The following is a 20,650-nucleotide window of genomic DNA, read 5'->3' on the forward strand; positions in this document are numbered from 1 at the left end:
TTTATATTTAGCTTTTATAAATTATCTTTAACATCGGTAATTTTGACTTCAAAATTACCATTTGGTGTTTCAATTGTTACTGTTTCATTTAATTTATGGCCAACTAATCCTTTAGCGATTGGTGATTCATTTGAAATTTTACCAGACATTGGGTCAGCTTCTGCCGCACCAACAATCGTGTATGTTTCTTCCTCTTCACCAGGTTCCATAAATGAAACTGTTTTACCAACAGAAACTTCGTCAGCATCTACACCAGCGTTATCAATAATTTCTGCATAATGGAGCATATGTTCAATTGTTTTAACTCGGCCTTCAACAAAACTTTGTTCATCTTTAGCTGATTCATATTCTGAATTTTCTGATAAATCGCCATAACTACGTGCAATCTTAATACGATTAATAATTTCTGCACGCGTTTTTGTTTTTAATGTTTCAAGTTCTTCTTCAAGTTTAACTTTACCGTCTACGGTCATTGGATATACTTTATCTTCTGCCATCACTTACTCCTCTTAAAATTAATAAGTTCAATATGCCTATCAGGTTAACATTTAATTTTGTGATTGTAAACCGGTTGCGTGGATTATTGAACATAATCATTATCAGCCTGTGTCATAGGTGAAAATGCTTGGTAATATTCATACGTTTTAGAATATTCTATTTTTTTAGAATTTGAATTGAAAATAAAATAGAAATTACCTTTCTTTCTGTCCAATGGTGTCAAAACAGCCTGGATAGAATCTAAACTAGCATTGTTAAATGGACCAGGTCCATATCCTTTATAAACGTACAAATTATATGGTTTATCCACGTAATAATCAGCTGACGTTAAATCTTTTTGCGGTATATTTAGCGCATAACTAACTGATATTTTTGATTGTAACGTTATTTCTGATGCAATTCGATTGAAATAAACACCGGCAATTTTTTGACGATCTTTATGGTTTTCCGTCTCTTTTTCAACTAATGAAGCGAGAGAAATGACCTCTTGTACTGTTAATTTTTGTTTTTTTATTGTTGCATAATAAGGCGATAATTCATCATTTGCTTTAACAATCATTTGCTCAACAAGATTTTTTAACGTTGTTTTTTTATAAACAGTATACGTAGCTGGGAACAAATAACCTTCTAAAGGATATCTCACGTTTTTAGATGCCATAGTGGTATCTAAAAGATCTGGATATTTTTTATCTAAGTAATCCAAAAAAGTTTTATTTTTCATTAATTTAATAAAATCATTATATGAAAAATTTGTTTCTTTTGAAATGGATTTACCGATTTGGTTAATTGTTGTTCCCTCACCAACTAATACTTTCGCTAATTTATTTTGTATAGGCTCACTACTTCCACCTTGTTGAAGTGTCCAAGCAATTTTATCCAAACTCATAGATGCCTTAAGTTGATAGTAGCCGCCCTTAAATTGTGACACCTTTTTTTGCTTGACATAGTACGTATACACCGTACCACTTTTAATAATTTTATTTTTTTCTAAAATTGTTCCAATTTGTTTTGTACTTGATCCAATTGGAATATAAACTTGTTCAATTTTATTATTATTTTTATCTAGTGGATCTAAAGATGCCTTGATATATCTATAGGTCATAAACAATATTGTCAGTAGTAATATACATAATAATGCAATGACCCCTGCAATAATTTTCTTAGCCTGGTTTTTATTATTCTCTGGCGGTAATTCTGGAGATGTATCATCTTTTTTCATTGTTTAACCTCCTCACGCTTAATAATAAGTATTATTAAGCTGCGTCCTAAATTATCGAATATCAGCCCTAAGCGTCTCTTTTAAAGCTTCGATAACACGGTTAAAATCATTTGTGACATCTTCTTCAACCAAAGTTTTTGTAATATCTTGATAAGTTAACGTATAAGCAAGGGATTTCATGCCATTTTCAATATGAGATCCTTGATAAAGATCAAATAAATGAACATCAATTAAAGACTTTCCACCTTGTTTTTTAATTAACGCTTCAATCTCACTGTTAGCTATATCATTAGCAACTAGGAGGGCCACATCACGAGTAACTGATGGGAATTTAGAAATAGGCGCAAATAATCGGTCTGCTTTTTTCGCATCAACTAATTTTTGAAGATCTAATTCGAAAACGTATGTTTCCTTTAAATTAAATTCTTTAGCTGAATTAGGATGTACTTGGCCGACAAAACCAATTAATTCATCTTTTAAATAGATATCAGCTGTTCGTCCTGGATGCATATCTTCATGACTTTCAGAAGATACATAAGTAACATCATCAACTAATTCTAATTGTGTTAATAATTGTTCAACAACACCTTTAATCATGAAGAAATCAACAGGTTGTTTTTCATTTTGCCAATTTGCAAGTTTAAATAATCCTGTCATTGCACCTGCAATATGTTCAATTTCAGTAGGTCGCTCTTCGCCCTCACTGCGGAAAAAGACTCTTCCTTGTTCATAGAAAGCAAGATTGTCAGATTTTCGTGCTTCATTGTACGCTAAATCATCTAATAACCCGCTGATTAAGTTCATTCTTGTTGTTGTTCGTTCTGAGCTCATTGGGAACATTAAATTTGTCGTAAAAACATCTTTTTCTTCAAAAATAAATTTACCAGCTTTTTCTTCCGTTGTTAATCCATAACTAATAACTTCAGATAACCCAGCTGATTCCAAAATATGACGCGCCTGTTTAATCATTTTTTGTTTATAAGTATATTTACCAGGAGTCATTTTGCCAGTTGGTAGTGTAGAAGGAATATTATCGTATCCATAAATACGCGCGATTTCTTCTACTAAATCTGCTTCAATACTAATATCCCAACGTCTTGCAGGAACTTCAACATTTAAAGTACCATCGCGATTTACAACCGTAAATCCTAATTGTTTAAATAATTTAGTGATTTCAGATTCTGATAATTCAGTCCCAAGTACACCATTAATATGTGCCACCGTTGTATCAACAAAAGTTGACTCTGCTTCTAGCTTACTTGCACTTGCCGTACCCGACACAACTGTTCCATCACCTAAATTAGCGATTAACTCTGCTGCTGCATCAAGTGCTTCTTGTACTGTTTCAACGTTAATACCACGTTCAAATCGCATTGAGGCTTCACTATGAATACCATGTGTGCGTGCTGTTTTTCTAACCATTGAATTGTTAAATACTGCAGATTCAATCGCAACTGTCACAGTTTCGTCGGTTATTTGTGTTGATTCGCCACCCATTGTCCCAGCAATAGCAATCGGTGTTTTACCATTTGTAATCACAATATCTTTTTCTTTTAATTCACGTTCTTCGCTATCTAGTGTTGTAATCTTTTCGCCAGCAATAGCTGTTCTTACTAAAATATCTTTACTTCCCAATTTATTATAATCAAAGGCATGTAATGGTTGACCATAATCCATCAATATATAATTGGTCACATCAACGACATTATTAATAGGTCTAACGCCTGCGTTCCAAAGACGAATTTGTAACCACATTGGACTTGCTTTAATTGTTAAATCTTTAATCACGCGCATCGAATATGTGGGTGCTAACGTTTTATCAGGCAACGATAAAGAAATGTAATCTTCAATTTTTTCAGTAGATGTTTCTTTCAATTCTGGATGCTTAAATGTTGCCGGAACATCATAGTCAGCAGATAGTTCATGTGCTACCCCACGCATACTTAACATATCAGCACGATTTGGTGTCACATCAATATCAATAATGTCATCATTCATACCTAAGTAATCAAAGACTGATTCACCAGGAATTGCATTTTCTGGCATTACGTAGATACCTTCTACAAATTCTTTAGGCACGACACTATCTGAAAATCCAATTTCTTGTAATGCACAAATCATACCTTCAGAAGCTTGTCCGCGCATTTTACCACGTTTGATTTTAACATTATCAGCAATTCTAGAATTGGGTAATGCAACAATAACTTTTTGCCCTGCGGCAATATTAGGTGCGCCACAAACGATTTGACTAAGAGATCCTTCACCAACATCAACTTGGCAGATATTTAAATGATCAGAGTCTGGATGTGGTACCAAACTATCAACATATCCAACAACAATTTTTTTAAGTCCTTCAGAAGGACGTTCAACGCTATCAATTTCAACGGCTGTACGAGCTATTTTTTCAGCAATAATTTCAGGTTCAATTTCTAATGTTAAATATTCATTCAACCAATTTTTAGATACTTTCATTATCTCTAACCTCTTTTCGTAAATTGTGACAGGAATCGATTATCGTTTAAATAAAAATGACGAATATCGTCGATACTATATTTAAGCATCGCAAAACGATCTGGTCCTAAACCAAAGGCAAAACCACCGTATACTTCAGGGTCGACACCGGCCATTCTTAATACATTAGGATGTACCATTCCAGCGCCTAAAACTTCTAACCAGCCTGTGTATTTACAGATTGAGCACCCTTTACCCGCACATTTAAAACAGGTCACATCGACTTCAACTGACGGTTCCGTAAATGGGAAGTAACTTGGTCGTAACCGAATTTCTTGTTCTTCTCCAAAAATTGTTTTAGCAATCAGTTCAATCGTTCCCTTTAAGTCTGCCATCGTAATATGTTTGTCGATTACTAACCCTTCGAACTGGTGAAATTGATGTGAATGCGTTGCATCATCTGTATCACGTCGATAAACTTTACCAGGTGAAACCATTTTTAATGGTCCTTTTGAAAAATCATGTGTTTCCATTGTCCTTGCTTGAACGGGTGATGTTTGTGTTCTCATTAATAATTCTTTTGTAATATAAAATGTATCTTGCATATCACGAGCGGGATGATCCGCAGGTAAGTTCAACATTTCAAAATTGTAATGGTCTTCTTCTATTTCTGGACCTGAAACAACTTGATACCCCATACCCAAAAAGAGCTCTTCCAATTCTTCAATCACTTGCATAATAACATGTGGCTGCCCTAATTGAATTTGGGCACCTGGTAGCGTTACATCGATTTTTTCTTTTTCCAACTTTTTAGCAGTCATTTTAATTTCAAGTTCTTCATTTTTCACACGAATAGCTTCAGCTAACTCATTTTTAATGGTATTAGAAAAGCTACCAATTTTAGGTCGTTCTTCGGCTGATAATTCCTTCATACCTCTTAAAACTTCTGTGATTGGTCCTTTTTTTCCAAGTAAATTAACACGAATAGCATTAATTTGTTTTAGATCCTCTGATTCACGAATTTGTTTCAAGCCTTTTTCTTGTAACTCAAGTAATTTCTCTTTTAAATCCATTAATATCGACTCCTTTATTAGTTGTTTTGATAGATTTTAGACACAAAAAGACCCCGTCCTAAAAAGGGACGAGGTCTCGCGGTACCACCCTTGTTTTTGAGAATACAAATTCCCAAACACTCAAAATGATAACGGCCATTAACCGGTTAATTGCATGATTTAAGTTAGCCTACATTAATTAACAGCTCTAGAAGTGAATTCAATATTTTATTTATTGGTTAGTTTCAGTCTAGCTAACCATCCCTTTAAATCCAAGAAAAATATCTACTATTTTCTGTCTAAGCCTTTATTCTATATTCATAGTTTAAAGGTATCAAAGCCTATCGTCAAGTCTTACTCGCAATCTTTAAGTGTATACCACTTTTCTGACCATGTATGGACGCTATCCATCATATTTTTCATGTCTTTTCCTTGTTCAGTAAGCTCATAAAAACTACGACTAGTTTCACCGATGGCGACTCTTGAGATAATATTAGTATCTTCAAGTTCTTTTAAACGTTCAACTAATACACGGTCACTGCATTTATCAACCTTTTGAGCTAATTCTTTAAATCGTTGAGGTCCTTCATCCAATAAAACGTTAATAATTAAACCGTTCCATTTTTTACCTAATATTGAAAAAGTTTTTTCAAATTTAGGACACATTTCATAATTTGTTTTTTCTTGAACAACTTGCATAATTAACCCCTCCTCAGTTACTTTATTACTATATTTTATCATTAACTAACAAAAAGTAAACAAATTGGTTCGTTTTCGAAAAAACAAAAAGGATAAGCCTGTAGGCCTATCCTTTTTAAAACTATTTTAAAATTGCAATTAATTGCTGAAAGCTATGTTTTGATTTATTTTTTAACGGTGATGAAACTTCACTTGTTGCTTCATATTTATCAACCATGGTTACAATATATCCCTCTGGATATTTAGGTGGTGCAACAGTAGCACCCCACATATGTTTCATGATGATATCTTTTTCTAAATCAGATAATGTCGTTAACTTCTCTGCATTTCTAATAGCGATACGCGGATGAATCCAAGCATGTGTACCGCGATCGAATTTAGTTGTACGCCAATCGTAGTAAAATAAATCATGTAATAATCCGGCCCTTGCCGTTGCTTTTGCATTTAAATGTAATCTTTTAGCGATACGATAACTGTCATAGGAAACTGAGATTGAATGTTCTAATCGAGTAGAAAAATGATGTTGTGTATATTCACTTAATCTTTGAACTTCTGGTTTTGCCAAAAGGTCTCCAACATAACTCATATATAATTCATCATCAAGATACGAATCTTTTTTCATATACTAGTACGCCCCCAAAATATTTTTTCCTATCTCCATCATAACTGATTGAGCACCTATTGCAAGCGCAATCAGTTATCTTTAGTAAATCGTAATAATTTCACCAAATATCATAATTAAGCTTTAAGATGAAACATTAGTACACCTGCAGCAATAGCGACATTTAACGATTCAGCACGACCTTTAATTGGAATATATAAATTAGCATCCGTTTCATTTAACAGGTCATTACGCATCCCGTTACCTTCATTTCCCATAATTAAACCAAAATTATCTGTAGCAGAAATCTCACGATAACTAAGTGCATCTTCATTTAATTCAGAACCATAAATAGCAATATTATTTTCTTTGAATAAGGTAGTAACTTCCATTAAATCGGCATCCACTAATTGAACATGAAATTGGCTTCCCTGCATCGAACGTAAAACTTTAGGATGATGACTATCTGCACTACCCTCACCAAAAATGACACCTGTTAAACCGGCAGCATCGGCAGTTCTAACCATTGTTCCAATATTTCCTGGATCTTGAACACCATCTAGCATTAACCAGCCACCAGTTAAATGGTCAACTGATAATTGTTGATTTTCTTCCATCTCAGTTACCGCGTAAATACCTTGTGGCGTACTCGTGTCAGCAAGATATAAACTAACTTCAGATGAGATTTCTACTTGCTCAATTGTCGTATCGGCTATTTCATCAAAATATCTAAAATCATTAGTAACAAGCAAATATTCAATTTTTGTGTTTGCCATGAGTGCTTCTTTAACTAAATGCCAGCCTTCTAAAAGGTATTTATTTTCCTTTTTACGACCTTTTTTAGTTTGTAATTTTTTCCAGTATTTAATCTTAGCATTCTGTGTTGAATTAATTTTTTCCATAAATGTACCCCTCTTACTATTGGAAATAATTATAGCATATTTAAAATAGCATTAGTTGGTCATTATCATCTTTTCCAGTTATAATGAAAGCAATAAATGCCTATATCTACTTTATAATATGGAGGGATTACATTATGAGTGCTATTCAAATAACTGTTTTTGGTCGCGTGCAGGGTGTTGGCTTCAGATATACGACGAAGAGATTAGCCGATGATCTAGGCATCTACGGGTCAGTACAAAATAATTTTGATGACAGCGTCACAATTAAAGCAAGTAGTTCAGATAATACCCAATTAGAAAAATTTATTCAAAAAGTTAAAAATTCACCTACACCAGCCGGTAAGGTGACTGATTATAAAGAAACCTCCTTAACTAATTATATGCCGACTGCCTTTACCGTTATTTACTAATTACGATTTATTTATAGCCCATTGAAATCCCCCTATATTTAAAGTATAGTAATCGATATAGTCACTTTAAGAGGGGAAAATATATTAATGAAAAAGATTAAACGTTTAACAATGCTCCCAATATTCATGGCGCTTGTCCTGTTCCTATCGGGATGCGTCCGCAGAGACAAGAATGGTAATCCTTTTGGGATGGTTTACGACTATTTAGCAAAACCAACTCAGGGATTGCTTGACTGGTTATCCGCTCATCTAGGTAACAACTACGGTCTAGCAATTATCGTTATCTCAATCGTCATTCGCTTGGCACTTATGCCAATGATGATTAATCAATCGAAAAAAGCGACCGTTCAACAAGAAAAAATGGGTTCGATTCAACCACAATTAAAAGTCATTCAAGAACGACAAAAAAATGCTAAAAGTTCAGAAGAAAAAGCAGCTATCAGTCAAGAAATGATGGCACTTTATAAAGATAACAACGTCAGCATGACTGGCGGAATTGGCTGCCTACCATTATTAGTTCAAATGCCAATTTTTGCTGCGCTATACGCTGCAATCTTATATTCTTCAGAATTAAAGGATGCTGTCTTCTTTAGCATTAAATTAGGTACACCATCAATTATCTTTACTGTGCTATGTTTCATTGTGTATTTGGGTCAAGGATTCATTTCAACAATTGGCATTCCGCCAGAACAAAAGAAAACAATGCAAACAATGTTAATTGCTAGTCCAGTTATGATGGTCTTTGTTACAATGAGTGCGCCAGCAGGTATTGGTCTCTACTTCTTCATCGGTGGCCTCTTCGCTTGTGTTCAAACATTTATAATTATGTTAATGCGTCCTAAGATTCGTCGCGAAATTCAAGCTGAACTTGCTAAGAACCCACCAATTGTTAGAGAACGTTCAACAATTGATGCTGTTGAAGAAACAGTGGAACAAACAATTGATAATGTTGAAGATAATCTTTCAAATGTAGCAAAAAATAATCGTAATCGTAATGCTGGTAAACAAAACCGCAAATAAAGATTAACCATTAAAAAAAGCTTACCATTCTTAGAATTGCTCTAAGAATGGTAAGCTTTTTTTATTATACTGTCTAAATTTTTGTATTGCATTTCAACACTAGTCTCTTCTTATCTTTTCGGTTGGTTTAGTAGTAGCTAGAGGCAACGAAATTCTGAATATTGAACCACGCTTCTCAACACTTTCTACCACTAATGTTCCTTTATAACCCATAATGAGTTTTTGTGCGATTGATAATCCAAGACCATTACCGCCTTTATCACGACTTCTAGCTTTATCAACGCGATAGAAGCGATTAAAAACATTTTTTAAGTCATCTTTAGAAATTCCTTCACCAAAATCTTGAATAGCAATTTGAACCATTTTCATATCTTTTGATGCTGAAATATGAATTTCTTTTCTTGTTTCTGAATATTTAACGGCATTATCCATTAGAATAATTAAAACTTGTTCTAAGTGATTATGCGATATTTTTACCAAACTTTCTCCATTAAAATCTTCATCTAAAATAAACGTAAAATCGGGATGTATCATTTTAAAATCATTGAAAATTTGTAAAACAACTAATCGGACATCAACTAACTCATTTTTAAATGTCATCTCTACTTGTTCAGCTCTTGATAAATCAAGCATTTCTTGAACTAAACTCTTCATACGATTAATTTCTTGCAAAGATGCTTCAATCGACTCCGCTAGAACTGCCGGATCATCTTTACCCCACCTGTTCAATAATTCCATATGACCTTGAATTATTGCTACAGGGGTTCTTAACTCATGTGAGACATCTTCAACAAATTGTTGCTGTTGATCAACGTAGCGCTCCATCCTATCTAGCATACTATTGAACAAGTCCGCCAAATCAGATAACTCATCATTTCTATGCATATCTGGGACACGTACATGTCCAATTGGTGTTTCGCCTTCATTAATAATATCAATAGTTTCGTTCACTACTTCAATCGGTCTCAGTAACCAAGATGCCAGGATATACCCTAATATAGCACTACCAAAGGTTGCCGTAATAATTAAAACAATAAAAATTAGAATTAATTTATTACTAATTTTATGGTAATTTTCTAAAGCATTAGTTACTTGTGCATACCCGATTTTTTTGCCAGTTTTAGATGAATAAATAGCTCTTCTAGCAACATATCCATTTGCGCCATCAATTGTTTGGCTAGTAAACGTCATTTTATTTTTTTTAACAAATGGTACGTTTAAATTTCTTGAAGCAAAAACTTCTTGTTGCTTCAAATTATAAACACCTACTGCAATATTTTCTCTTGATAAATTAACAATTACTGCATTTGAGTACAAGTTATTTTCGTCTTTATCTGGTCGAGAATCTGCATTTATCGGTTTTAAATGTTGTGCAGTACTTGAAATTGTTAAGTCTTGATTCTCACGACTTAACTGTTGCGTCACCGTTCTTAAAGTATCTTGTACATCTTTTTTTTCTTTATCTAATAAAACGCCACTAAAACTCTGAAAAATAAGCGCAGAAAAAACGGCAAATATAAGTAAAACACCTATTGCCGTTCCTAATGCCCATTTCCATTTAAGTGACATACGTCTTACTTCTTTTGGATGCTGGGTTATTTTTTTTCTCATGATCTCATTACGTACCCTGTTCCTCTGACCGTTTGAATATAACTTTCTTCACCGCTACGATCTATTTTATTTCGTAAGTAACGAATATAAACATCCACAACGTTTGTTTCAACTTCTGATTCATATCCCCAAACTTTAGCTAATAAAACATCTCTAGCTAAAACAACATTAACACTTTCCATTAAAGCTAAAAGTAGTTCATATTCACGTTTGGTTAGCTCAATAACTTCTTCATCACGACGAACAACACGATTTTCTTTTTCAATTGTTAAATCACGGTAAGTGACAGTTGTCTGTTTTGCAACATTTTGTTCACCCTCTATATCAATACGACGTAACAATGCACGTAAACGCGCCAATAATTCTTCGATTGCAAATGGTTTAACAATATAATCATCTGCTCCATGGTCTAAGCCAGATACGCGGTCAATAACTGAATCACGAGCCGTCATCATAATGATTGGTGTATTTTTAACTTGTCGTACACGGCGACAAACCTCAAGACCATTTAATTCAGGTAACATTAAATCAAGTAGAATTGAATCCCAATCTTCATTTAAAGCAGCTTCTAGACCCGTTCGCCCATCAAAATGAACCTCAGTTTCAAATCCTTCATGTTGTAATTCTAATTCAACAAAGCGCGCTAAATTTTTTTCATCTTCAATTATTAGAATACGACTCATATTTTCATGATCTCCTGTTAGTTTTATTTTATTTTCTCATCCATATACACACAATTTTTAACCGATATCTTACTTTTCTTATTCTACCATTAAATGATATTCTTGCATACACTTTGCACTGCTCAACTCATATAGGTATTCAAGCACTTTTTAACCGTTTTTTTAATATATTATTAACTAAAAGAGTAATAAAATTAATATAACAAACCGTTAACTTTAAAAAATATATCATTAACGCTTTATTAAAATGAAAACTAAAAATTGGAATTAGTTATTCGATACCAGCAGCTTTAATCAGTAAAACCGATAATTCAATTATAAATTTTGCCATTTCAATTTCTTTTACAACGTTAACACGGATTTCTCCATTCAGCATACTCAAAATAACTTCTTCAAAAACCTTATATGAAAAGGTTTTATTCTCTGACAAAATAATTCCACCAAACCACATTATATTTTCTAAGTGTGCCGTTAAGTTAGGATATTAGAATATCGAAATTATACCTTAGCGTCTTAAAAAATAGTTACGGATTATCTTATTCCATACTACCTCATTGGTTAACTATTAAAGTTTTTTCCTTTATTTCAACTAAGAACACAATAAAACCCCTTAAGTTAGATTTTTCTCCAACTTAGGGGGTTCCACTTCAAATAGATAAAATTATCCCAAATGCTTCTTTTCCGTTATATACTTATACTTATATTTTATTTACCATTGGCAAAATAACTTTACTTCAGGTAATTTATGACAATAATTCCATGAACCGTTCAACTCTTTCTGGATCATTATGATCAAAGAAGGCAGATTCTTGTTTGTCTAAGGCAGTAATAGTTGCCATGTCTTCCACTGTTAATTCAAAATCAAATATGTCGATATTTTCTGCCATTCGTTCCGGTCTCACAGATTTAGCAAGTGCTACAATACCACGTTGCATTAACCATTTTAGAATAACTTGTCCAACTGATTTACCGTATTGTTTACCAATTTTTGACAATGTTTCATTTTTAAATAAGTCTAACCGGCCTTCAGCAAAAGGTGCCCATGCTTCCATTTGAATGCTTAATTTTTCATGATAGGCTTCATCCGTTAAACGTTGATTCCATGGGTTCACTTCTATTTGGTTAACTTGAACTTTAGCCACACCATTCATATGAGAGAATTCTATTAATTTTCCGATATCAAAGTTAGACACCCCAATAGCACGTATTTTCCCAGCAGATTGTGCGGTAGCTAAAGCGCGCCAAGCACCATATACATCACCGTATGGTTGGTGAATCAAGAATAAGTCTAGATAATCTAACTGCATTCTTTCTAGTGATTCATCAATTGCCTTCATCGCCTTTTCTTCACCAACATGTTGGATAAATAATTTGGTTGTGACAAACAACTCTTCTCGTGTCACTAATCCTTCAGTGATCGCTCTTTGGATAGCTTCCCCAGTTTCAACTTCGTTTCCATAGGCAATCGCTGTATCTAGTAATCGATATCCTACTTTAATCGCTTGATAAACTGCCTCTGCAGTTTCTTCTAAAGGAATTTGATACACGCCAAAACCTAGTTGTGGCATTTTCACTCCATTATTTAATGTAACTGTATTCATTTAAATCGCTCCCTTTTTATTTAATATACTAAGTTAAACACTTGGAGTGCACTCAGAGTCAAGGATTATGCTATATTATTTTAATATTTGTTTATTTTTCAGCTTTAGGCTACTATTACTATAAGTATTTTAGATTACATATAAGGAGAAAAAGCGATGACACCTATTATCACACTTTGCACAATTAATGACTTAGAAATATTACAAAAGATTAGCATTGAAACTTTTACTGATACTTTCGCTGCAGATAACGATCCAAAAGATTTACAAGATTTTTTGGATACCGCTTATTCTTTACCACAATTAACGAGTGAATTAAATGATCCAAATGCATTCTTTTACTTCGTACATGTTAATGATGAGTTAACTGGATATTTAAAATTAAATATTAACGACGCACAAACTGAAGATGACTTTCCGAACGGCTTAGAAATCCAACGAATTTACATTCGCAAAAATCACAAAAAAATGGGATTAGGTCAACTTCTATTTGAAAAATCTAAAGAGGTTGCCAAAGAATTTAAAAAAGATCAACTTTGGTTGGGAGTTTGGGAACATAATAAACCTGCCCTCTCCTTTTATGAAAAACAAGGCTTAACAAAACATAGCCAACATGATTTTGTTTTAGGCGATGCTATCCAAACCGATTTTATTTTAGTTCTAAACAGTAGTGACTCCAAAAATTAGCCTTTTTATAGAGTGGGAAAATCCACTCTATTTTTATACAAATAATTCTTTATATTTTCGGGATTCAATAGATTTTTTCAGCCTAATTTTTCTTTCATATCCATAAACTAACGTCTTAACGTTAATCCCAATGTGACATATTCATAACGTTCATCTAATAATTATTTTCATATACTATTATAAAGTTTAATAGTAAAATTGTATTGATATAGAGTATGTCCATCATAATCTAATTACGCAATATTTCACTAAAAATATTATTTCTGGAGGATTTTCCACATGAGTATCTTTTTCGCTCTCTTATTTATTACTACTTTTATCACATTTTTGGTATATGTTATTAAATTTATTATCGCAAAAATTAACAAAAAGGATACTAATCATGCAAGAAAATTAATATTATTTAGTTTCCTAATCTCATTTATTTTACTCGTTCTAATTGGTATCACTGCACCTTCTTCAAGTAGAAATGCTAGTGTCAAAGAATCTAGTTCCGCCCAATCAAGCTTTCTGTCTTAAAAAGATTACCAACATAACTTTTATTACTGAGACAATTTTTATTGCTTATTTTACATTACAAAAATCTTTGGAGGAACACGTATTATGAACGTTTTATTTGCACTTATTTTTTTTATTTCAATATATTTTATTATTTACTACACAGTTAAAAGATTTATGACAAAAACTAAAAATCCAAATATATACACTAAAATCAAGAAACGGGTTTGGTACCCTACTGCTGTACTGATCATTTCACTTGTAGGCATTGGGATGACTAGTCAGGCCGAACCAACTAAAAAACAATCGCCCCTTACTACCGTAACAAAAGTTGGCTCTGCCGATAAGAAAAAGGCAGAGTCAAAATATGAATCTATAAAAAAAGAAGTTTCTTCAAAAGAATCTGAAGCTGAATCATTGAGTAAAAAATTAAATGAGAAAGAATCTAAAGCCACTTCTGAAAAAGAAAGTGAATCTAAAGCTAAATCTAAATCTGAAAGTTCTCAAAGACTAGCTGCAAAAAAAGAACAAGAACATTTTAACAGCGTTCAAAAAGAAAATAATTCTACATCTACGGATTCATCTAACGCAGATTCTGTTACTACTGGCGGAGGATCCATCATCGGTAATACTAATTCTAAAATTTACCATACTCCCGGTCAAACTGGTTATAAAATGAGTAAATCAAATGCGATTACTTTCCAAACAGAACAAGCCGCTCAAGATGCTGGATATAGAAAGGCGAAAAAATAATGAAATCAACTAATCATTTATTAATACGTGTTCTAATTTTATCATTCACTTTTATTGGTATCAGTAACACGACTACCGTTTTAGCAAAATCTGATTCACATGTTACTTACGACTATACTGCCAAAAAGCAAGCAGAAGAAATTAATAATAAAGTTGATAAAGAACAAGTGAAATTAGACAAACTTAACAAAGAAATCAAAGAATTAAAAAATAAGTTAGCTAAATATGATAGTAAAGATTCTTCAAAAAAAGAAACAACTAAAAAATCTAAGACACTTGATTTATCATCTCTAAACTATAGTGATAAATCTGAAATAGAAGTTAATAATAATATTCCTACTTTCAGCGAAAGCACCCTATCTACTAGTAAAGGTACTTGGGAAGCGTACAGCAACCTAGATTCTCTGAATCGTGCTGGAACCGCCAATGCAATGTTAAGTAAATCTTTAATGCCTACCGCGAAACGCGAAGGGTTAACTTGGAACCCTACTGGCTGGAAAAATAAACGTATTAGTAACGGATGGTTATATAATCGTAGCCATTTAATTGGTTATCAATTATCAGGTCAGAACAATAATCCAAAGAATTTAATTACGGGTACTCGTGAACTGAATGCACCTGAAATGCTTGCCCATGAAATGGATATAGCTACTTACCTTAAAGAACATCCTAATAACTATATTAGATACCGCGTTACTCCAATATTCAGAGGAGATGAACTTCTTGCTCGTGGCGTACAAATGGAAGCTCAATCTATTGGTAGCTCCTCAATTAAATTCAATACTTACATTTTTAATGTAGAGGCCGGTGTTACTCTTAATTATAGGGATGGTACTAGTACACTAAATTAAACAAATAGATAACGGGCGTATAGATACTTCGAGTGGGTTCAATTCCCACTGCTCGCTTTTTACTATAAAAATATTTGGAGGAATTTGTGTTATGAATAAAAAAATAACAATAGTCGGGATTACTGCCATCACACTACTTTCACTAACTGCATGTGGGAATAGCAAGAATACAAGTAAGGATTCTTCATCTTCTGAGGCTGCATCATCTAGTATTATAAAAGCTAAAAAGGAATCAAGTAAGAAAGAGTCCATAAAAAAAGCAACTTCCGAAAGTAAAGCATCATCAGAATCATCTGCTCAAGCATCTAGCATCTCAGCTGCAAGTTCTTCAATTACCGCAGCTGAAAGTTCTATTGCCGCAAGCTCTTCTAGTATTGAGGCTGAGAAAAATAACGTTACTACCACTGAAAAATCTACAAGTTCATCTACATCAACTAAGATGACGCAATCAAAAGCTGAATCACTTGCTTTAAGCTATTTTAAATCATTCAATAATGAGACAAGCGACTGGGAACCAAAAGTTAAATCAAGCGATACTTTAGATAAAGGTAATAAATATATTGTATCCGTCTTCGATACTGAAACACACATGGTAGAATTTGACGTCAATAAATCTACTGGAAAAGTCACTTCTCCAAATTTAGGATATCAACGTTAATTTTTAAAGAGTGATAACAATTTTGTGTTTGTTAATTTTACATGGAGTCGGTACCTCCTTTAACAGCATTGAAGATCTACTTGGTCATTCCAATGTAAGGATTACCCAAATCTATATAACAGTAACTTCAAAACTATTACAATATTTAGATACTTAACTCAAACGTAACCAAAAGCGTAACCAAAAGAAAAAAAGGCCTATCTAACAACTTTTAAATCGTTGTTAGATAGCCTTTTTTAGTATATTTATTAACTTTTTTTATTGTTCAGTATACCAAGTATAGTGGAATGAACCTGGTTTATCAGTACGTTCATACGTATGAGCACCAAAGTAATCACGTTGTGCTTGAATTAAATTAGCAGGTAAAACTTCTGAACGGTATTGATCGTAATACGTAATTGCTGCACTGAATCCAGGAACTGGAATACCAGCTTTAACAGCAATACCAACGATATCTCGAACTGATTCTTGATATTTTTTAACAATATCTTTGAAGTAACCATCTAATAAGATGTTATTTAAATCAGCTTTTTCGTCAAATGCGTCAGTAATATTTTGTAAGAAACGGGCACGAATGATACATCCAGCACGCCAAATCTTAGCCATATCACCAAAGTTTAAATCCCATTCATAATGTTCTGAGGCAACACGTAATTGTTCAAATCCTTGTGCATAACTCATGATTTTACTAAAGTATAATGCTTCACGAATTTTTTCAATTAATTCTTTTTTATCTAATTCACCTAATTTAACTTCTGGTTTAGGTAAAACTTTACTTGCTTCAACACGTTCTTCTTTCATTGCTGAAATGTAACGTGCATAAACAGATTCAGAAATAACTGACTGAGGAACACCTAATTCAAGTGCACTCTGTGATGACCACTTACCAGTACCTTTATTTCCAGCACGATCGAGGATAACATCAACAATAGGTTTACCAGTGCCTAAATCATCTTTACGTGTTAAGATATCAGCAGTAATTTCGATCAAGTAACTATCCAATTCACCTTTGTTCCAGTCAGAGAAGATATCAGCGATTTCATCAACTGAGAGGCCTAATAAATCTCTTAACAAATGATATGATTCAGAAATTAATTCCATATCACCATATTCAATTCCATTATGAACCATCTTAACATAATGACCAGCACCGTTAGGACCGATATAAGTCACACATGGTGTCCCATCGCTAGCTTTAGCAGACATTTCCTCAAGAATTGGTGCAACAAGGTCATATGCCTCTTTTTGGCCACCTGGCATCATTGATGGTCCTTCAAGTGCACCAATTTCGCCACCTGAAACGCCCATTCCAATAAAGTTAATTCCAGAATTATCTAATTCTGCATTACGGCGTACTGTATCTTCAAAGTAAGTATTACCACCATCAATTAAAACATCACCTTTATCTAAGAATGGTAATAGTTCTGCAATAACAGCATCAGTTGGTTTGCCAGCTTTTACCATGATAATAATTCTTCTAGGTTTTTCTAATGAATCTGCAAAATCCTTAATTGAGTAGCTGGGTACTAATTTTTTTTCTGAGTGGTCTTTCATAACTTGCTCAGTTTTAGCTCCCGTTCTATTATAAATAGCTACCGTACGGCCACGACTCTCAGCATTCAATGCGAGATTTTTACCCATAACAGCCATTCCAATAACACCAATTTGTGCTTTATCCATTATAATACCTCCTACATTTCTTTAATTTTTTGTGAATCAAAAACCATGTAATCTAAGAAAGTATCAGCTACCGACTTTGTCAATAAACCCATTTAACTTTCAACGTCAATTATACACTAGACATCAAAAATTCCTATCTATTTTACCTTTTTTTGTTATACTGATTTCAGGAGGTCTTTCAAATATGAAATTAGTTGAAGTACAAGAATTATATTATGCCATCGATACTTTTTTATACAGTCGCGCAAAAGCAGAATTTTCTAACAATATCCCTACTTTTGACTTAGTTGTCCAAGTTAACGACAAATTATTAACGGCCGATTTTTTAGATTTAAAAGATAGTCGAATTCAAATTTATAGTACCACAAGTCAGCACACTATCGCATCTCAGTCAATTCCTTACGAAAATGACAGTAGTAATGCTTTCATCAGTCCGATAAGAAAAACAATCTTTAAAAATTATCGTTCCGAATTTTCAGGCTGGTCTAATCTTAGTAACAAACCAGAGTTATTACTTCTAGATTTGATAGATTTAATTAAATCTATCAAATCGCCCACTTTTAAGGCTGTTAAAACACCGGCTAAAAATGTAACTTATATTGAAAGCCATGCCAAATTACCTTTTCAATTTTTTGATCCAGAGACAGACTTCAAAATTATAAGTTTGAAAATTAGTGAAAAAAAATAAGATTCAATTGAATCTTATTTTTTTTGTACAGAAAAAGCCTTAACACCATGGTTGTTAAGGCTTTTTACTTAATGTAGATTTAGTTGTTTACTTTTACGACTTCTTTTCCGTCATAAAAACCACAGCTAGGACATACATAATGTGATTTTCTTAATTCGCCACAGTTAGGGCAAGCGCTCATACCTGGGACAGTTAACTTGTAATGCGTACGACGCATTCTCTTACGTGTTTTTGATGTTTTACGTGCTGGTACTGCCATTATCAAACACCTCCTTTAAAATTATCCAAAACTTTTAATAAAAGTATTGTTATGTTTATTCCTCTTCAGAACCATCATTATCAAAAAAATTTTGTAATGAGGCAAATCGAGGATCAACTTTTTCTTTTCTAACCTGTACGAGTTTATCTTCAGTAAGAACTTCCCAGTCGTCTCCGGTTGGTAAATCTTCTGCTTTTCTCTCATCATCAGTCAGTATCTGCATCGGAATCTGTAATAACACATTATCCTCTATCACAGAATTCAAATTGAGCATATCTTCTTCCAAAATAATTACAACATCATTTTTATCAAACCGTTCAAGTGCTTTATCGCGATAGCCTACATAAAATTCATCAACTGAAAAATTTAATGGGACATCGACACTCTTTAATGATCGTGTTGATGGCATTTCAACTGTTAAACTAACGTTAAAATGACCAATGACATCTTGATGATCTGCTGACAGAATGCCCGTAACATGGACTTCTGAAACAGCTGTAATTGTTTTGTTGCGCAGCATTAATCCTTCGGAAAGGTTTAACATTTCGTCAACTTGAAGTGGTTCATCACTTTGTTTTTTTAACTCAACTAAGGACCATTTCATGCAAATATGCCTCCTAATGCAACGCTTATGATTATACCTGTGATTAAAAACATTGTCAATGGTATATCCTTGACAGTATGTTAATTAATTTGTTTAGGTCTTCTAAAAAGATCCGATTTTTTATGACTAACTAGCCCATAAATAATTCCTGCTCGATAATCTAATTGGTAAAGTCCCTCTTTATCCTTTTTACTAATTTTTGTTATTATAGGATATGGCACTTCCTTTTTTAAATGATTAAGCAGCGTTTGACCTTTTTTTGAGAACCCTAAGACATGATAATAAGGCTGCTTATATTGTTTGTCAATTTCATTTTGCTTTATTTGTAACAAAATATAAGTTGCTAGTCTTGAGATTTTTGTATAAGTTACTCGTTTCGACTTAACGGCTTGGACCCAATCATCAAAATTAGCCTCGTCAGGCAACTTTTCGTACTGCTGCAACAAACGATACTCAATACCCTCAGACATGCCATAAATCGACGATAATTGACCTGGTGTTGATAGACTCAACTGATATCGAAGATATGGCCAAAAATCTGTCCAATCGGCCCATCTTTCATTTTCTGAATCAAGTCGAGTTTGATTAGGAACAACTTCTACAATCGATTCTTGATGTTGAACTGCTAATCTAATTGCTGTTGCACTTGTAATTTTTTGAGTATCAACAAATTTTGTTTCATGGTAATCAGCCTCTATACGTTGAATCGGACATAACTGGATTTCGGCTTTTTCGGCTATGCAGGCTTCAGCATAAGCTAAACCTAACAAATCATTAGGCCGATTAATTTGAACACCTGTTTTTTCAAAAACAGCTCGTTGATATTGTGTGGCATACGTTTCATTAAACTGATTAAACTCACTATCTAACGTTTGAATTTCAGTTGCGATAGTCATAAAATCCAAATCAGGATGTTCAGCACCAAAAACAAGTCTGGTTATCTTTAATCCGGCCAATAATTTAATGGCACCTTGAGCAAACAAATCAGCCGGTTGAACAGAAAATGCAACGGGTAACTCAACTATTAAATCAACACCAGATTGCAATGCTTGCTCCGTACGGCTCTCTTTATCAAGTGCAGCTGGAATACCTCTCTGTAAGAATTGTCCGCTCATAAGGGCAATAATCGTCGTATCAGGATACTTTTCTTTTATTTGATTAATCTGATACAAATGTCCGTTATGAAACGGATTATATTCAACAATAACCCCAGTCGTGTCCAAGT

General features: G+C 33.4%; 22 protein-coding genes and 1 other annotated feature. Of the genes, 7 read left to right on the forward strand and 15 right to left on the reverse strand.

Annotation, left to right across the window (positions count from 1 at the left end; genetic code table 11):
* Positions 1-14: 14 nt before the first annotated feature.
* The 7 genes from greA to AC1RPR_RS03155 all read right to left on the reverse strand — a co-directional run bounded on the left by greA (position 15) and on the right by AC1RPR_RS03155 (position 7,422).
* Positions 15-497: a transcription elongation factor GreA gene (gene greA / locus AC1RPR_RS03125; RefSeq protein WP_481761223.1), complete on the reverse strand. Its 483-nt coding sequence runs from the start codon at positions 495-497 to the stop codon at positions 15-17.
* 83 nt (positions 498-580) lie between these two features.
* Complete coding sequence (gene mltG / locus AC1RPR_RS03130) at positions 581-1,717, reverse strand: endolytic transglycosylase MltG (RefSeq protein ID WP_481761222.1); 1,137 nt, start codon at positions 1,715-1,717, stop codon at positions 581-583.
* A 51-nt stretch (positions 1,718-1,768) separates the two neighbouring features.
* Entirely contained in the window at positions 1,769-4,189 is a 2,421-nt protein-coding gene (pheT, locus tag AC1RPR_RS03135) for a phenylalanine--tRNA ligase subunit beta (protein ID WP_481761221.1), read from the reverse strand.
* 5 nt (positions 4,190-4,194) lie between these two features.
* Positions 4,195-5,241: a phenylalanine--tRNA ligase subunit alpha gene (pheS, locus tag AC1RPR_RS03140; RefSeq protein ID WP_409022664.1), complete on the reverse strand. Its 1,047-nt coding sequence runs from the start codon at positions 5,239-5,241 to the stop codon at positions 4,195-4,197.
* A gap of 61 nt (positions 5,242-5,302) precedes the next feature.
* Positions 5,303-5,531 (reverse strand) — a binding site (T-box leader).
* Between the two features lie 43 nt (positions 5,532-5,574).
* A complete protein-coding gene (locus AC1RPR_RS03145) occupies positions 5,575-5,919 on the reverse strand; it encodes a winged helix-turn-helix transcriptional regulator (protein WP_481761220.1) in 345 nt (114 codons plus the stop codon).
* Positions 5,920-6,040: 121 nt separating this feature from the next.
* Entirely contained in the window at positions 6,041-6,541 is a 501-nt protein-coding gene (locus AC1RPR_RS03150) for an HD domain-containing protein (RefSeq protein WP_409022666.1), read from the reverse strand.
* Between the two features lie 116 nt (positions 6,542-6,657).
* The gene (locus tag AC1RPR_RS03155) at positions 6,658-7,422 is read right to left on the reverse strand and encodes a TrmH family RNA methyltransferase (protein ID WP_481761219.1); all 765 of its coding nucleotides are present in this window, start codon (positions 7,420-7,422) and stop codon (positions 6,658-6,660) included.
* 134 nt (positions 7,423-7,556) lie between these two features.
* Between AC1RPR_RS03155 and AC1RPR_RS03160 the strand changes: the two genes are divergently transcribed.
* Together AC1RPR_RS03160 and yidC are read left to right on the forward strand one after the other, a co-directional pair.
* Positions 7,557-7,832 (forward strand): acylphosphatase, encoded by a 276-nt coding sequence (locus tag AC1RPR_RS03160; RefSeq protein ID WP_481761218.1) that lies wholly within the window; start codon positions 7,557-7,559, stop codon positions 7,830-7,832.
* Positions 7,833-7,919: 87 nt separating this feature from the next.
* Positions 7,920-8,852, forward strand: coding sequence for a membrane protein insertase YidC (gene yidC, locus AC1RPR_RS03165; RefSeq protein ID WP_409022669.1), 933 nt, complete (start codon positions 7,920-7,922; stop codon positions 8,850-8,852).
* A 99-nt stretch (positions 8,853-8,951) separates the two neighbouring features.
* Here the strand turns inward: yidC and AC1RPR_RS03170 are convergent, their stop codons facing one another.
* From AC1RPR_RS03170 to AC1RPR_RS03185, 4 genes are all read right to left on the reverse strand, one after another.
* Positions 8,952-10,421: a HAMP domain-containing sensor histidine kinase gene (locus AC1RPR_RS03170; protein WP_481761217.1), complete on the reverse strand. Its 1,470-nt coding sequence runs from the start codon at positions 10,419-10,421 to the stop codon at positions 8,952-8,954.
* 38 nt (positions 10,422-10,459) lie between these two features.
* Positions 10,460-11,146: a response regulator transcription factor gene (locus AC1RPR_RS03175; RefSeq protein ID WP_409022671.1), complete on the reverse strand. Its 687-nt coding sequence runs from the start codon at positions 11,144-11,146 to the stop codon at positions 10,460-10,462.
* Positions 11,147-11,417: 271 nt separating this feature from the next.
* Entirely contained in the window at positions 11,418-11,576 is a 159-nt protein-coding gene (locus AC1RPR_RS03180; RefSeq protein WP_481761216.1) for a hypothetical protein, read from the reverse strand.
* Between the two features lie 313 nt (positions 11,577-11,889).
* Positions 11,890-12,747, reverse strand: a complete 858-nt coding sequence (locus AC1RPR_RS03185) for an aldo/keto reductase (protein WP_481761215.1) — start codon at positions 12,745-12,747, stop codon at positions 11,890-11,892.
* A 156-nt stretch (positions 12,748-12,903) separates the two neighbouring features.
* Between AC1RPR_RS03185 and AC1RPR_RS03190 the strand changes: the two genes are divergently transcribed.
* From AC1RPR_RS03190 to AC1RPR_RS03205, 4 genes are all read left to right on the forward strand, one after another.
* The gene (locus tag AC1RPR_RS03190) at positions 12,904-13,434 is read left to right on the forward strand and encodes a GNAT family N-acetyltransferase (RefSeq protein ID WP_481761214.1); all 531 of its coding nucleotides are present in this window, start codon (positions 12,904-12,906) and stop codon (positions 13,432-13,434) included.
* A 603-nt stretch (positions 13,435-14,037) separates the two neighbouring features.
* Positions 14,038-14,685 carry a sunset domain-containing protein gene (locus AC1RPR_RS03195; protein WP_481761213.1) on the forward strand — a complete coding sequence of 216 codons (648 nt, stop codon included), beginning with the start codon at positions 14,038-14,040 and terminating at the stop codon, positions 14,683-14,685.
* Complete coding sequence (locus AC1RPR_RS03200) at positions 14,685-15,536, forward strand: DNA/RNA non-specific endonuclease (RefSeq protein WP_481761212.1); 852 nt, start codon at positions 14,685-14,687, stop codon at positions 15,534-15,536. Before AC1RPR_RS03195 ends, AC1RPR_RS03200 begins: the two co-directional genes overlap by 1 nt.
* A 91-nt stretch (positions 15,537-15,627) precedes the next feature.
* Positions 15,628-16,194: a hypothetical protein gene (locus tag AC1RPR_RS03205; RefSeq protein ID WP_481761211.1), complete on the forward strand. Its 567-nt coding sequence runs from the start codon at positions 15,628-15,630 to the stop codon at positions 16,192-16,194.
* Between the two features lie 258 nt (positions 16,195-16,452).
* Here AC1RPR_RS03205 and gndA read toward each other — a convergent pair whose 3' ends face one another.
* The gene (gene gndA, locus AC1RPR_RS03210) at positions 16,453-17,874 is read right to left on the reverse strand and encodes an NADP-dependent phosphogluconate dehydrogenase (RefSeq protein WP_481761210.1); all 1,422 of its coding nucleotides are present in this window, start codon (positions 17,872-17,874) and stop codon (positions 16,453-16,455) included.
* Between the two features lie 184 nt (positions 17,875-18,058).
* Between gndA and AC1RPR_RS03215 the strand changes: the two genes are divergently transcribed.
* Positions 18,059-18,562: a hypothetical protein gene (locus AC1RPR_RS03215; protein WP_481761209.1), complete on the forward strand. Its 504-nt coding sequence runs from the start codon at positions 18,059-18,061 to the stop codon at positions 18,560-18,562.
* Between the two features lie 79 nt (positions 18,563-18,641).
* On the opposite strand, the gene rpmF is transcribed toward AC1RPR_RS03215, so the two are convergent.
* The 3 genes from rpmF to AC1RPR_RS03230 form a co-directional block, all read right to left on the reverse strand.
* Positions 18,642-18,821 (reverse strand): 50S ribosomal protein L32, encoded by a 180-nt coding sequence (rpmF, locus tag AC1RPR_RS03220; protein WP_057973392.1) that lies wholly within the window; start codon positions 18,819-18,821, stop codon positions 18,642-18,644.
* 55 nt (positions 18,822-18,876) lie between these two features.
* Positions 18,877-19,425 (reverse strand): YceD family protein, encoded by a 549-nt coding sequence (locus tag AC1RPR_RS03225; RefSeq protein ID WP_409022679.1) that lies wholly within the window; start codon positions 19,423-19,425, stop codon positions 18,877-18,879.
* 80 nt (positions 19,426-19,505) lie between these two features.
* Positions 19,506-20,648 carry a nucleotidyltransferase gene (locus AC1RPR_RS03230; protein ID WP_481762405.1) on the reverse strand — a complete coding sequence of 381 codons (1,143 nt, stop codon included), beginning with the start codon at positions 20,646-20,648 and terminating at the stop codon, positions 19,506-19,508.
* Positions 20,649-20,650 lie beyond the last annotated feature (2 nt).

Source organism: Dellaglioa sp. CoH-57-MRSF-22, from assembly GCF_056781895.1.

Excerpts from the sequence above, each read along its gene's own strand:
- AC1RPR_RS03150 (WP_409022666.1), bottom strand. The coding sequence starts at position 6,541 with ATGAAAAAAGATTCGTATCTTGATGATGAATTATATATGAGTTATGTT.
- AC1RPR_RS03155 (WP_481761219.1), bottom strand. The coding sequence starts at position 7,422 with ATGGAAAAAATTAATTCAACACAGAATGCTAAGATTAAATACTGGAAA.
- rpmF (WP_057973392.1), bottom strand. The coding sequence starts at position 18,821 with ATGGCAGTACCAGCACGTAAAACATCAAAAACACGTAAGAGAATGCGT.
- AC1RPR_RS03145 (WP_481761220.1), bottom strand. The coding sequence starts at position 5,919 with ATGCAAGTTGTTCAAGAAAAAACAAATTATGAAATGTGTCCTAAATTT.
- AC1RPR_RS03195 (WP_481761213.1), top strand. The coding sequence starts at position 14,038 with ATGAACGTTTTATTTGCACTTATTTTTTTTATTTCAATATATTTTATT.
- pheS (WP_409022664.1), bottom strand. The coding sequence starts at position 5,241 with ATGGATTTAAAAGAGAAATTACTTGAGTTACAAGAAAAAGGCTTGAAA.
- AC1RPR_RS03170 (WP_481761217.1), bottom strand. The coding sequence starts at position 10,421 with ATGTCACTTAAATGGAAATGGGCATTAGGAACGGCAATAGGTGTTTTA.
- yidC (WP_409022669.1), top strand. The coding sequence starts at position 7,920 with ATGAAAAAGATTAAACGTTTAACAATGCTCCCAATATTCATGGCGCTT.
- AC1RPR_RS03225 (WP_409022679.1), bottom strand. The coding sequence starts at position 19,425 with ATGAAATGGTCCTTAGTTGAGTTAAAAAAACAAAGTGATGAACCACTT.
- mltG (WP_481761222.1), bottom strand. The coding sequence starts at position 1,717 with ATGAAAAAAGATGATACATCTCCAGAATTACCGCCAGAGAATAATAAA.
- AC1RPR_RS03185 (WP_481761215.1), bottom strand. The coding sequence starts at position 12,747 with ATGAATACAGTTACATTAAATAATGGAGTGAAAATGCCACAACTAGGT.
- gndA (WP_481761210.1), bottom strand. The coding sequence starts at position 17,874 with ATGGATAAAGCACAAATTGGTGTTATTGGAATGGCTGTTATGGGTAAA.
- AC1RPR_RS03200 (WP_481761212.1), top strand. The coding sequence starts at position 14,685 with ATGAAATCAACTAATCATTTATTAATACGTGTTCTAATTTTATCATTC.
- AC1RPR_RS03215 (WP_481761209.1), top strand. The coding sequence starts at position 18,059 with ATGAAATTAGTTGAAGTACAAGAATTATATTATGCCATCGATACTTTT.
- AC1RPR_RS03205 (WP_481761211.1), top strand. The coding sequence starts at position 15,628 with ATGAATAAAAAAATAACAATAGTCGGGATTACTGCCATCACACTACTT.
- AC1RPR_RS03190 (WP_481761214.1), top strand. The coding sequence starts at position 12,904 with ATGACACCTATTATCACACTTTGCACAATTAATGACTTAGAAATATTA.
- AC1RPR_RS03160 (WP_481761218.1), top strand. The coding sequence starts at position 7,557 with ATGAGTGCTATTCAAATAACTGTTTTTGGTCGCGTGCAGGGTGTTGGC.
- pheT (WP_481761221.1), bottom strand. The coding sequence starts at position 4,189 with ATGAAAGTATCTAAAAATTGGTTGAATGAATATTTAACATTAGAAATT.
- AC1RPR_RS03175 (WP_409022671.1), bottom strand. The coding sequence starts at position 11,146 with ATGAGTCGTATTCTAATAATTGAAGATGAAAAAAATTTAGCGCGCTTT.
- greA (WP_481761223.1), bottom strand. The coding sequence starts at position 497 with ATGGCAGAAGATAAAGTATATCCAATGACCGTAGACGGTAAAGTTAAA.